The following is a 13,492-nucleotide window of genomic DNA, read 5'->3' as shown; positions in this document are numbered from 1 at the left end:
GCCTTATAAGCGCATAGGCATTACGATAAACTTGTATTCCTGTTCACTAGGTTCTTCTATAAAACAACAGCTAGAATTTTCAGCTATGGTCAATACAGCTAACTCAGAATCAAGATTTGCAACTGCATCTAAAATATACTGAGAATTAAATGCAATCGAGAGCGGCTGCCCCAGGTACTCAATCGTTATCTCCTCGTCCGCTTCTTCATGCTCTGGGTTGTTGGTGCTTATTTTTAGGTTATTACCTTCAATAACAAACTCTACCCCTTTAAATTTTTCATTCGAAAGAATGGCTACCCGAGTTAGTGCATCTTTTAATATTTGCTTTTGTACATGGATCGAACTATAAAAATCTTGTTCAAAGACTTTACTAAAATCCGGGTATTTGGAATCTACCAGCTTGGCAGAAAATACTAAACTACCGATCACTACGCGAATATTATTACGCGAAAATTCTACTTTTACCTGTTGTTCTTCATCATCTAATAAACGTGCTAGTTCTAGTACACCTTTTCTGGGAATGATAATACGTAATTCAACCCCTGTTTCCTCTGCAATACTATCTTCATAAATTGCCAGCCTATGACCATCTGAACCCACTAGCTTTAATTGTTGATTAAATATGCTCAGCATAATCCCGTTTAAATAATAACGTATATCCTGATTCGCCATACAAAAAGTGGTCTTATCCAGCGCCTTTTTAAGCTGGCCTGCCTGCATAAGGAACTCACAATCCATTACACCTATTTCAAACTTAGGATATTCATCTGCAGGTAAGGTGCTGACCATAAAGCGACTGCGACCCGATTGAATTTTTAATTTACTATCGATTAATTCAAATTTAATATCAGCTTCACTAGGGAGCAAGCGGCAAATGTCGAGAAGCTTACGCGCTGGAATCGTAATATTACCTTCGGCTTCATCATCTAAAAACAGCTTAGCTACAATTTGAACTTCCAGATCAGTACCGGTTAATGTTAATTGCTTATTTTCTAGCTGAAATAATACATTAGCCAGAATAGGCATGGTTTGCCTTTTTTCGATAACATTTACGATTTGCTGTAGAGGCGTAAGTAATAGCTCTCTATTAATTATAAATTTCATAAAAGAATAATGTAGTAAGTGTGACTATCAAGTAGGTTTCAGCTAACGGTATCCAGACTACAAGGGATAGATAATCAGAAAGTTTTTATATAATTATTTTAACCTGTTTTTTACTATGTGCCTAAGAATGAAATGGTAGTACTAGAAGATCTTTTATATTCTGGATCCATTAGTCTATTCAACGAATAATAATCAGCAGAGGAAGTGTGGATAAAGGGGGGTAATCAGGGAAGGTCAGGACAAGCAAAAATAAATCTCGCTAGTCCTGACGCAGTTATTTATTTAGCTTTAAAACCAAGCAATCTTTTACTAATAATCATTTTCGAAATAGATTCAGGCACTTGTTCTTCCCATTTACCACGGCCCTTAGCAATGCTTGCCAGTACTTCAGCAGGATTTATATCCTCCATAGAGTGATCCACATTCTCTAGTCCAACCAAATAACCATTATCAATACAGTGTTCATAAAGATGCTGTAATTTTTTGGGGGGGTGAAAATTCTTCACAGTCACTAACTCATCCTGCTCAGGACTTTTATACGGGTAAATGTATAACCGTGTATTGTCAGGAAACAATTTGGAAAATGCCTCCAAAATTCCTCCCTCCAATCCTATATAGTAATCTTCAGTAAAAATAAGATCCAGATTAGAAATCCCTAGAATCATACCTAGTTGTTCTTTAGTGTACCGGCGAAAATACTGGCGCAATCGGAAATAGCGTAAGTAGTTTGAAATCATTACCGTGTAGCCTTGAGTATTTAACATATCAACTCTGGCTAGAAAATCAGCATCATCAATCTGATCACCAACCGTTAAACTCGCCATAGTAATCTCAGCTAAGACCAATATTTTTCCGGTATTAATATTTTCCACTTCTCTAAAATGTGCTTCTCCACATTTAGTCATATCCAGGTGTAACTTGGTTAATGGCGTATAAGTGCCGCGTATTACCAGAATATTTTTTTTATATAAAAGCTCACTAGGAACTTGCACTTCACCATCTGGGTTAAACATAACCGCATGGGTTAGATTATGATGAACTAAATGTAAATTCATTAATCTATTCTCAGTTTCCTCAAAGTAAGGCCCTGAAAAATTAATCATATCAACTTCAATTCGACAATCTTCTAAATCATCAACCAGAGACTCGATGATTTTTTTAGGATGAGTAAAATAATTAAAGGCAGCATGAATTAAATTCACACCGACGACACCTAATGCTTCCTGTTGTGCTCCACCATCATTATCCAACATACGCACATGCAAAATAATATCGCTAGGCTCTGCTCCAGGATAAAGTTGCGCTCGAATACCTAACCAGCCATGACACTCATTTTTTTGGAGATAACTTTTAGCGGTGACTGTCGCAGCGTAAGAGAAAAAAGTAGTATTTTTAGGACGAGTCGGGGTTAATAGTTCGGTGACTGCAGTATATTCACGTTCCAGCATTTTCATCAATCGACTACGACTGACATATCGCTTGGTTTCTTCAGCACCATAAATATCATCACTGACTTGCATATCATATGCTGACATCGTTTTGGCGATTGTTCCTGCTGCCCCTCCCGCCTGAAAAAAGTTTCTAGCTACTTCCTGACCAGCCCCAATTTCAACAATTGTTCCATATTTACAATTATCAAGATTGATTTGTAAAGCTTTCTGTAATGTTTTCTGTATTTTTTCGCGATCAGACATTTTAGGTAAACCCTGGTGAGTAAGTTTTTAAATAATAGGATTGAATACTAGCACCTAAATCCTGCAAGCCCATATTTTGACTCTCATTAACCTGTCTAGCTAAGTGGTTATTAGGTTTTTACTGCCGCTTTGCCAGCCCTCTTTGTCCAACCGATCAAAATATCCAGATTTAAATCATAAATAGAGGAAATTTTTTGTATCGTATGGATATCCCCCGAGCCCAAGGCAATAAACACCCTGCCAACGTGCCATGACCTTTTAATCAAAGTGACTTAACTTCGGTTAATGTTAAGCGAGTAACCCCACCTTAACCCAATCATCCCATTCCTGTGGATAGAGCGGACCTGCAGGTGTTCTGACTCTCAGCTGATTATTGCCTGTGAGTAATTTTCCAGCCACCCGAATCAGATAAGTACGAAGTGTATCCGGCTCCCATTGGCACAACGTTTTGTTGCCACTCAATTGAGCCATCCAGCGCACGGTATTGTAGGCAAGAACGGCGCAATGAAATAATGCGGCATTAGCCAGAAATTGATTCGTTCTGATTTTACCTAAACCCATTTGTGATTTTGCTTCTTCAATCCATGTTTCGCACGTCGCTCGTTCACCATACTTCTTATGTGTTTGCCAAGGCGATAGAGGTTCAGTTGTTACATAACAAAAATAGTCATATTCTGCCGTATCCCAAAGCTCGGACTGAGGTCCTGTCACTTGTTTAGGTTGCTTTATCCTGACCGCGACAAACTGACGAGAGCGAGACCAGCCACCACAACGATATTGAAACTCGCTCTGCTCCCAACCGGGTCGGCCTTGTATGGCTGTCCAGGCCTGTTTGGCCAGCAATGCGTTCAAATTCTTAAGTTTAACCTTTATTAGATACCCATGCCCTCTGGTATCGAGAAATTCAAGCAAATCACCGACAAAATAACCACTGTCACCGCGAAAAATAATGCGCATCCGATTGGGCAAGTGTGCAAGTAACTGTTTGGTAAATTCTACAACACCATTGCTTGTAAAGGCATTGCCTGTCCGGAACCAGGCTTGTAAAATTTCTTTTGTTTCCGCTAGAAAAGCGAGTTGTGGATGGTATGAACGGGCACCTTTCTTTTTGGGGTTGAAGCCTTTGGCACTTCCTTCTTGTCGACCACAAACGGTGTCCACAGTTGAATCGACATCGACCCACTGGACGGATTGTATGCCAGTTTTCGATTTTCCGGAACGAAGCAATCGCCGCCAGTGTTGACCACGCAAAGTATGCGTGAGCGTTTCAAACTGGCTTATCTGCCTATCACTTACTTCTTTAAAGATCCGTAAAATTGTGGTTTCAACAGGAATCTTTATCCAGCCAGCTACTTTGCGCAGTACGCTATCTGCCCATACGGTCGTCACCTTTGCCATTGATGTTGCTCCCCCCATCATGCCAACCAACGTCAATAGAACCACATCAGATAAGTGATGGTCTGCATTTTCACCCCGCCGATGTGGAACGCTTTGTTTTACGGTTTTTTCAAAACCTATCCTGTCTAAATATTTCACGACGGGAATCAGTCCCGCCTGGCTTGTCAATCCATGTGCTGTAGATGTCATTTTTACCGTTCGGGTACGGTTTCTTACGTGAGATGAGGATTTTGATACTTTAGAGGGCTTCATTAAAACAATGAGATAGTGAAATCAGGAAAATGATATTATATCATTGTTTAATAAGGAGTTTTGTGGATTATTATGTATAATGCTTGCAGGATTTAGGTATTATAAAGAAACTCGATAAACAAGGTGTTGCACCAGTCAGAACTTAAAAAATTAATATAGTTTTCTGGCTCTATGTGAAATACAGTGGGTAATCGAATTTTAACTTGCCACAAAGAAAGTAAATCATATTGATAAAATTATCAATATTGCGATAGCCTCTCGCTCGTCGTTTGGCCAGTTGAACCTTACTATTAATTCCTTCAAGAATTCCATTTGTAATCCTCGTTTCAACGAAATGAATAATACCAGACCAGTGGCTCCGAACGGTCTTAACAAACTTCATAAATGCGGGTATTTTTGAACTTTCCACTTCCGCGCACCACTGCTTTAAAAAGGCTTCAGCCGATGATTTGTCAGGCATTGACCACAAGTCATTAAAAAGCTCTTTAAGACGGTATGCCTGCCCTAACTTAGGGTAAAGTTCAATCATTTCAGCTAATGAAGCCTCTTGCTTGTTGGTTAGATTCTCTCGGTTCCTTAAAAATGTGTATTTATGTCCTTTGAGTGCAGCATGCTCTTTTCGCTCATCAATCCGTACTTGATTCATTGCTTCATTTAATAATTTGACGACATGAAATCTATCGAAGGTTATCTCAGCTTCGGGAAAGGCTTCTGCGGCTCCAGCAATAAAGGAGGGGGATAAATCCATACTTATTTGTTCAATTTGTTCTTTCTCTACCCCTTTATCCTTAAGGTGTTGCTGAAGATTATGCAACGTCGCTTTGCCTTTACCCTCAGTCACAAAAACCACCCGAGACTCTTCTAAATCAACCGCTAAAGTGACATATTTATGGCCTTTTTTTGATGATGTTTCATCAATCCCAAGCTGAGTTATTGATGAAACGTCATCGGCTATTTTTGCTTTGCCGATCCAATGATTAAAGACAGTCCAGATCCGCTGAGGATTCACCTTTAACATTTCTGCGACTCGATTGACGGGCATTTCTCTTTCAATCAGCGCCAATGCCATGGCTTCAAATAATAGAGTAAAACCACTCTCTGGGCGAGCTCACGGGACTTCTACAGTACGAACTTTTCCTTCGACTGTTGTTATCCTGGGAACAGCGCAGTGTAGATAGCAAGTATGCTCAAAGAAGTTCAAGTGCTGCCATTGTCGATCGACAGTATCATACACGGGACAGAGAGTGTCCGATTCATCGGTAAAACGTGCACCCGATTCAAAACTTATCTGCAAATGAAGCTCGTTTTGCTCTGAACTGTTGTCATTTGAAAAGGTGATTTCTTCAACTTTCCAAGGCGATTGTAGGCCTAAAGCCTGACTAAATAAAAATTCACTATTCATGCGACTATTATCGCATTACCCACTACAAATCACATAGAGCCGATAAAATAGATGAAATCATCACTCTGATGCCAACAAAAGCGCGCCAGAGAGAGATCAAAAAAGAATTTCCTCAGATGATCTTTGTACCGCTAAAGATACGTCTCATCAAATATGTCATTGATGGCACGAGTTACTGTATTGGCACCACGCTAATGGATAAGCAATACACCATTGATGCGTTGAAATCGGTCTATCATGATCGCTGGGGCATTGAGGAGCTTTATAAAGTGAGTAAAAACCTGATTGAGGTTGATGATTTTCATGGGCGCAGTGAGCGCACGGTCAAACAAGAACTGTACGCTCACTTTGTGTTGATCACCATGAGTCGACTCTGCGCGAGGGCCTCTGAGCATTTACTGGCGAGTTTGCTGAATCTTCCTGTCGATGAAGAATCAGAGGCAGAGCAAACCATTCAGGTGAACTTTAAAAATACATTAACGACCGTAGCCCGACATCTTGAGGAGATTTTGTATGCACCCAGTATTTACATCAATCAGGTGATGACTGAGTTGGTTTGTTCAATTTCACGTTACTATCACAAGAAAAGGAAGGGGCGTCATTACGCAAGAGAATCGAAACAGTCAGCACAGCAATGGAATACGCGGAGAAATAGCGCTTGATTTTTTAACATAAGAATGTGGGTTGGGTTGAAGTTTATCTGATTCTTAACCGAATAGGAGTGTTTCTTAAACGAATGACATTGAACACATTACCTGGCAAGAGTTGAGAGACGAAGATAAGTTCGAACAGCTTCTGCCAGGGAAAAAGCGGCTGATAGATACTGTCAACATGATCGCTTATCGGGCAGAAACAGCAATGGCCGCTCTGCTAACCTCACCGACAATCGACTTTCCGATGGCAAGGCAACTATTACAAACGCTGTTTGTGACAGAAGCAGATATATTACCCGATAAAGTAAAAAAACAACTTCGGATACGTGTGCATAGTACTTCCCGACCTGCAAGTAATAAAGCAATAGAAAAGTTATTTGAACAACTTAATCAAACGGAACTCAATTATCCAGGAACCGATCTGCGCTTAATTTATGAGCTGACTTCATCCGCAAAAAATTAGGAAATGGTCTCAAATTAGTTTCGTCTGAATCAAGATGTCTGAGGCTACGCAGTTCAGTCCACCCCTTCCCCCTGTACGTAGCTTTCCCACGCTCCGAGTACTATGAGTGAATCTGACTCCCACACCGTCGTCAACCATCCTTCTTTTGGTTGGGTAGGCTTACCTGATATGAATAACTCAGGAACGGAATGGATCTCGCAAGTTCTCTGTCACTTCTCTCTGCACATGTCACGCCTATAGACACCGACAAATCCTCCAGAATCTCACCTTTACGATTCTTTTGTGTTGGCTTCCGTTTTCCCGAAAACGTCGCCATTTGCTTTTTATCGTCTAACGATACTAAAATAGCTTCAGGGATATGCGGATCCCCTGTGACCTATGCAGTTCTCTGTGTACGCTTCGTCTTCTTTGTTCGCTTTTTTGTAGCAGTCGTAACTGCTAACAACGCTCCGCCGAAGACGCAACACTCGATACTGGTGGTTGGTTAAACCTTATGAAACTAATACAATAGCTTCTCCAGACAAGGACTTTCACCTTGCAAGAAATGACAAGCTTCGCTTGCCGCACCGGGAATGACGAGTTTTTCAATATACTGTTTTTAATGTTTTATTCTCTTATGGCTGAGAGTTGTACGTAATCAGGTAGTTATATGCAAATTAAAAATATAGACTAAAATACACCTTCATTTATTTGATAGCACTAAGGAAAAAGCACCCGGATGTCAGAAACCAGATCTAGCGATAGCCTTATCGCCATACAACATTTAAAAACCTATGTCAGTGAGCAAATTATTGGTCAAGATGTTCTAGTCGAACGCATGTTAATAGCCTTGCTAGCAGATGGACATATATTAGTGGAAGGCGCGCCTGGTCTGGCAAAAACTCGCGCGATAATCGCGCTAAGCAAAGGCATACAGGCAGATTTTCATCGTGTGCAATTTACGCCTGATTTATTACCTGCAGATTTGACCGGTACAGAAATTTATCGTCCGGAGCAGGGTAGCTTTGAATTTCAGAAAGGCCCCTTGTTTCACAACCTGGTATTAGCAGATGAAATAAACCGTTCCCCCGCAAAAGTTCAGGCTGCTTTATTAGAAGCCATGGCGGAACGACAAATTACCGTGGGCGGGGAGACCTATCCATTACCCCCGTTGTTTCTGGTTATGGCAACGCAAAACCCGATTGAACAAGAAGGAACCTACCCTTTACCCGAAGCTCAGCTGGATCGCTTTTTATTACATGTAAAAATTGGCTATCCACAGGCTGAACATGAAAAGCTGATTCTAAATCTGGCACGCAATGAGGCCATGCAAATAAGCCCATCCAGCAAACAGAGCAGCAAACCGATCAGCCAGGACAGCCTTTTTGCAGCACGCCAGGAAGTGCTAAACACCTATATGGCAGATAATCTGCAAGATTATTTATTACAAATCATACTGGCCACCCGCAACCCGGCCGCCTATGGTGAAGATTTAGCCAGTTGGGTGCAATATGGTGCCAGCCCACGAGCGAGTATTGCGCTAGATCGTTGCGCCCGCGCCAAAGCCTGGTTAAATGGTAAAGATTTTGTCGCACCCGAAGATATACAGGATATCGCCTTTGATGTGTTGCGCCATCGAGTGATTTTATCTTATGAAGCCGAAGCTGAAGGCATTAGCAGTGATGATTTTATCCAAGAATTAATTGCCAGGATTGCGGTTCCCTAGACCTAGAAACCGCAGGTGACCGCTATAAAACACTCTTAAGTGACGGAATATTACATAATGAACGCAAAGACTTGTTACCTGTTGGGTGAAAATACCCCGCTACACGGTTTTGTGAATAAATCTGAGCACCAAATACTGCGATACAACTCTTGCCAAGGGCTACGGCCATTGCCTGCGAGCTCTGCCTTGTCTTGCGCACGCAGATTTCCCACAATCCGTGCTCCACTTCGGTTTCTAAGTTAATGGAAAAACAAACCAACAGCGAATTGGTTAGCGTGAATCTGGATATGCTAATTAAGCTTGCCAAGCCAGCAGCTTCCTTAAAACTGTTTCGCTCACGCATACGTGCGCCGCAAAGCGGTGGCTATTTATCCCGTACCAAGGGGCGAGGTATGGAGTTTGATGAAGTGCGCATGTATCAGCCGGGTGATGATATACGCAGTATCGACTGGCGGGTTACGGCGCGTACCGGTAAAACACATACCAAATTATTTCGCGAGGAGCGGGAGCGGCCGGTATTTATCTCGGTTGATTATCGCGCCTCAATGCAATTTGCTACGCGCGGGGTTTTTAAATCAGTACAGGCGGCAAAGCTGGCAGGTTTATTAGCCTGGATAGCAGAACGCCATGGCGACCGGATCGGTGGACAAATTTTTAGCGATACAGCCTGTCGTGAATTAAAACCGCAAAATGGGCGTCAGGCAGTATTACATTTTTTTAATGCGCTGGTTAAAACAGAAACTCAACAAACAGCCATTAGTTTAGAGCAGGTTATCGGACGCTTAACGCATCATGTAAAACCCGGCAGTCTGGTTTATATCATCAGTGATTTTCGCGGCATTAACCCCGCGATTGAAAATTACCTGGCTAAAATAGCCAAGCATTGCGAAGTCATTATGATTCTGGTTTATGATCCCTTAGAAAGTCATTTACCCACAAAAGGCCGCTATCGATTTACCGATAATACGAGTGATATCGTCGTTGATACCGGTGATAAAAAAAGGATGCTGAATTATCAGCAGAAATTTCAACAGCACTGTGCATACCTACAAACGCTGGCGAAAAAGCTTAATATTCGTTTATTGCGCTGTGCGAGCAATGAAAAACCAGCAGAAGCATTAAGGTAAGGTAACGCGCAATTACTAACCCACCCATATTGCGTACGATTTTTGTTTGTCTTCAAAGCCTGCCCCGTACTTGATGCGGGGCGTAGAAATAGGCGCATAGCTAGCTACGTAACTATTTCTACAACGCAGAAGACGGACAAAAAGACCAGCAAGGTGGGTGGGGTATTTATTGCGAGTTGCCTAAGAGCAAGTAAGAGCATAGCCAGTCATATGATTTACTGTTAATATCGCAATAGAGTTTTTTTAACAAGGAGAATCATTGTGAAATTACTAAAGCTTATTACACTTGTATTTCTAACTAACGTCTTTATAAGTGCTAACGCTAACCCTAACCCTCCGGAAATGCGATGCCAAACAGACTCATACGGCAATAAAACCTGTCAGGATAATAGAGGCAATGCCTGGTTTGGGCGTACAGATTCCTCGGGTAATGAAACTTGGCGTGACAATAAAGGCAACACCATGACCGGTGTTAGAGATTCCTTTGGCAATATCACTTATAGAGATAGTGCGGGTAAAATTCGGGGCAGAGAGGACTCTTTTGGAAATAAAGCCTGGCAAGGAAAAGGTGGTAACGTTATTAAAGGTAGAACTGATTCCTTTGGCAATACTGATTACCGGGATAGCTCAGGTAATCTAATTAAATGTTACAAAGATTCATTTGACAATGAAACCTGTAGGTGAACTGATCGCCAGGCAAAAAAAATGCCTGATGCAAAGAGCATTAGGCATTATAAGGACATACAAATCACAAAGAGGAATTAATGTAACATTACTTAAAAGCGTTTAACTTTCTATAGGTTGAGGGTTACGTGCATAGCAAGTGTAAATAATACCTGCAACAGAGATTACCGTAAGAAGAAAAACACCGGTCACGGTAAATAAAATACTCGCAACGAATAAAGTCCCTACTAAAATATCTTTTTGGTAATTAGTCATTATCTTGGCCTGCCTATAAGAAAAATTAATCAACAACTGGATCTCACTATACAGCAGGCATAAAAGTACACAACACCCTAAATAATTGTTAGTTTGTTTCTTAAAAGGAAATAATTGACGAGACAGGGGATTTGAATTGACTTTTGCTGCTTATGGGCAAGACTCTAGCGTAAGGTGTTAATAGGTTTTGCCTGAAATACAGGCTAATATCAACTTATCAGGGAAAATTGACCTGATATTTAAAAAGACAGGCAAATGTGCCTGATGTGTACGGTAATATCAGGTTATCAGGGTGAATGTGCCTGATAAGCATATGTTATGTTTTCTGGTGGGATAGGGAAGGTGTTCAGAATACAAACTTAAATTGTACTGCATTATTGAGTACAATTGATTATATGTATGACGTATCCATTAAAAGAAAAGTACTGAAGAAGCTGAATAAACTTCCATTCTGGACTCAGAAAAAGATGGCGTTGCTTGCTAAGGATTTGCGAGATTTAGGTCCAGAACAACCAAGATGGCAGAATTATAGTAAGTTAAGTTCTATTGAATATCATTGCCACTTGAGTACATCATGGGTCGCGTGCCGGAAGCATGAGACAGATACAATCGAAATAGAGGTTTACTATGTTGGCAGTCGTGAAAAAGCACCATACTGATAGCCCATTATTTGAGGTCAAGGGTGAGATACCAAAGGACATCCTGAATTACTTAAAAGACAAATATCCCGAAGATATTGAAATTACAGAGGGGAAAGATGAATCCGTAAATCTATTTGATTCGGACTGGTTTTTAAATATAGGTGCCTCAATTACAACAGGTGAAACAGTAAAAATATACAGAGAAAATAATAACCTTACTCAAGCACAATTAGGCGAAAAACTCGGAAATTTCACTAGGCAAAACGTATCAGATATAGAACGTGGCACTCGTGGTATCAGCAAAGATATAGCTCGTAAACTATCAGCTATTTTCGATGTTAATATAGAGCGATTCATTGCATAAAAACATAACGAACAAGGTTAGATTGTGATCGCGAAGCGAGCCACAATTTGAACCGTTTGTTGAAAAAGAAAAAGGGTCAAAACCAATGGGGTGTGCGGCTGAGCAAGGTCGATAATTCCAGCAGGTGAAAGTCCCGCTCTGGCAAGGTAGGTCAACCGCCAGATAGTAAACATCGGGCAGGCGGAGGTAACTCCAAACGTCAAGCACGGTGGGCGGAAACGACGGGGTTAGGTCTTTGATTTATGATAAAAGGCATACAGTTTTTAAAAAAACCATAAACCAAAGCCCCTTTATGAAAATTTTGCGAGTGAAGATATGAAGATCCATTTAATTAGAGTATTCATCGAGCAAAACAATTTAAGGTTTGAAGAAGAAATAATTACAATATAAATAATAATGTATTTGACATGACAATGAGCCAAAAGACTACTCTAAGCTGGGAGATTCAAATCGTTGTTAGTATGTGTGTTGGCTATGGCATGTTGATGCTATGCCGTACTGTCATGGGTGTGGTGGGCCCAGCTATGTTACTGGACCCTGACCTGCAACTGGATACCGCAAGCTTTGGTGCAATATTAGGTTGGGGTACGGCCGGAAACCTGATGGGTAAGCTTACCAACGGTGTACTGGCTGATAGGTTGGGCGGAAGCAAAGTATTTATAGCCTCAGTTGGGTTCGCCGCGATTGCAACCTTTGCATTAGGCACCCTGTCGACTAATTCTGCATTTTTCGCACTTTATTTTCTCACCATATTTGCTAAGTCTGCTGGCTGGCCTTCGATGGCAAACATCATTCGTAGCTGGTTTACTCAGGACAAACATGGTCGTGTTTGGGGACTCATCGCAACAAGCTCACGCATCAGTTCCGTTGCAACAACTTTATTACTCAGTAGTTTGCTACTGGTGATGTCGTGGAGGGGCCTCTTTTTTATTGCAGGTGCTCTTGCACTTGTCATTGCGGTTATATTGCCGAAATTTTTGAAAAACGTGAGAAGTGATTTTAGTGAAGCTGATCCAGAATCTGACGAAGCATCCTTAAGATTATCGAAGTCGGCGGATGAGCATCCACTCAAGGAATCAGAGACATTAGCTGCCATTATATTCTTCGTAAAAAGCCCACGTTTCTGGTTGATCAGCCTTGGGGTTTCCTCCTTGGCGGTTCTGTTTGAATTCCAGGTATTTATTCCGATATACCTCAGTCAGACTTTTGCATTAATGCCTGCCCAGGCGGGTATGGCATCTGCCGCATTTCCGGCGGGTTGTCTGATTGCGGTGTTTTCAGGTGGTTTTATCTATGACAAATTGTCAAAGAAAAACATCGTTGTTGTGATGAGCGGTACACTGCTCGTCGCGATTCTATGCCTTCTTAGTTTGCGGTTTCTTGGTGCGAATGACTTTGGTGATCAATTTGAACTGATCATCACCATTGGTTTGATTTTTGTATTTGGTTTTGCCATATCACCCGCCTACTATATTCCAATGAGTGTATTCTCTATCAGCTTTGGAGGGCGGCACTGTGGTTTATTGGTTGGTTTGATTGATGCTTTAGCTTATTTTGGTGCAATGATATTCGATTTTGTTGGAGGAGCTGTTGCCAACAAAGAAGGTGGTTGGCAAGATTTTCTTCTTATTTTAATGGTGACTTCCATTTTGGCCACAATCATTATGACCACGTTTCTCTATCTAGATTACAGGGATGGAAAAGACGCTGCAGCTTAAGCAGCTTGTCCAATCCGTTAGAGATTAAACTC

Annotated in this window: 11 protein-coding genes and 1 pseudogene; 7 read left to right on the top strand and 5 right to left on the bottom strand. The window is 41.3% G+C overall.

The window, feature by feature from the left end; translation table 11 throughout:
- Positions 1–3 precede the first annotated feature (3 nt).
- The 4 genes and pseudogenes from dnaN to ACQY3F_RS22090 form a co-directional block, all read right to left on the bottom strand.
- Entirely contained in the window at positions 4–1,104 is a 1,101-nt protein-coding gene (dnaN, locus tag ACQY3F_RS22105) for a DNA polymerase III subunit beta (protein ID WP_428357272.1), read from the bottom strand.
- Positions 1,105–1,382: 278 nt separating this feature from the next.
- Positions 1,383–2,798 (bottom strand): hypothetical protein, encoded by a 1,416-nt coding sequence (locus ACQY3F_RS22100; RefSeq protein ID WP_428357270.1) that lies wholly within the window; start codon positions 2,796–2,798, stop codon positions 1,383–1,385.
- Between the two features lie 288 nt (positions 2,799–3,086).
- Positions 3,087–4,448: an IS1380 family transposase gene (locus ACQY3F_RS22095; protein WP_428352976.1), complete on the bottom strand. Its 1,362-nt coding sequence runs from the start codon at positions 4,446–4,448 to the stop codon at positions 3,087–3,089.
- 169 nt (positions 4,449–4,617) lie between these two features.
- Positions 4,618–5,850, bottom strand: a pseudogene (locus ACQY3F_RS22090) (ISL3 family transposase).
- A 68-nt stretch (positions 5,851–5,918) separates the two neighbouring features.
- Here ACQY3F_RS22090 and ACQY3F_RS22085 point away from each other — a divergent pair.
- From ACQY3F_RS22085 to ACQY3F_RS22065, 5 genes are all read left to right on the top strand, one after another.
- A complete protein-coding gene (locus ACQY3F_RS22085; RefSeq protein WP_428357268.1) occupies positions 5,919–6,512 on the top strand; it encodes a hypothetical protein in 594 nt (197 codons plus the stop codon).
- 79 nt (positions 6,513–6,591) lie between these two features.
- Positions 6,592–6,966 carry a putative transposase gene (locus tag ACQY3F_RS22080; RefSeq protein ID WP_428357788.1) on the top strand — a complete coding sequence of 125 codons (375 nt, stop codon included), beginning with the start codon at positions 6,592–6,594 and terminating at the stop codon, positions 6,964–6,966.
- Positions 6,967–7,684: 718 nt separating this feature from the next.
- Positions 7,685–8,671 carry an AAA family ATPase gene (locus ACQY3F_RS22075; RefSeq protein WP_428357267.1) on the top strand — a complete coding sequence of 329 codons (987 nt, stop codon included), beginning with the start codon at positions 7,685–7,687 and terminating at the stop codon, positions 8,669–8,671.
- Positions 8,672–8,913: 242 nt separating this feature from the next.
- Complete coding sequence (locus tag ACQY3F_RS22070; protein ID WP_428357266.1) at positions 8,914–9,798, top strand: DUF58 domain-containing protein; 885 nt, start codon at positions 8,914–8,916, stop codon at positions 9,796–9,798.
- A gap of 261 nt (positions 9,799–10,059) precedes the next feature.
- On the top strand, positions 10,060–10,482 hold the full coding sequence (locus ACQY3F_RS22065) for a hypothetical protein (protein ID WP_428357264.1): 423 nt from the start codon (positions 10,060–10,062) through the stop codon (positions 10,480–10,482).
- A 102-nt stretch (positions 10,483–10,584) separates the two neighbouring features.
- Here ACQY3F_RS22065 and ACQY3F_RS22060 read toward each other — a convergent pair whose 3' ends face one another.
- Positions 10,585–10,737 (bottom strand): hypothetical protein, encoded by a 153-nt coding sequence (locus ACQY3F_RS22060; protein ID WP_428357262.1) that lies wholly within the window; start codon positions 10,735–10,737, stop codon positions 10,585–10,587.
- A 627-nt stretch (positions 10,738–11,364) separates the two neighbouring features.
- Here ACQY3F_RS22060 and ACQY3F_RS22055 point away from each other — a divergent pair.
- Entirely contained in the window at positions 11,365–11,742 is a 378-nt protein-coding gene (locus tag ACQY3F_RS22055) for a helix-turn-helix transcriptional regulator (protein WP_428357261.1), read from the top strand.
- Between the two features lie 407 nt (positions 11,743–12,149).
- Positions 12,150–13,460 (top strand): MFS transporter, encoded by a 1,311-nt coding sequence (locus tag ACQY3F_RS22050; RefSeq protein WP_428357260.1) that lies wholly within the window; start codon positions 12,150–12,152, stop codon positions 13,458–13,460.
- Positions 13,461–13,492: the final 32 nt, after the last annotated feature.

Origin of the sequence: Methyloprofundus sp. (assembly GCF_965251085.1) — a bacterium.
GTDB lineage: Bacteria > Pseudomonadota > Gammaproteobacteria > Methylococcales > Methylomonadaceae > Methyloprofundus.
Note: the sequence above shows the minus strand (reverse complement) of the source record. Positions and strands in the feature narration are given on the sequence as shown.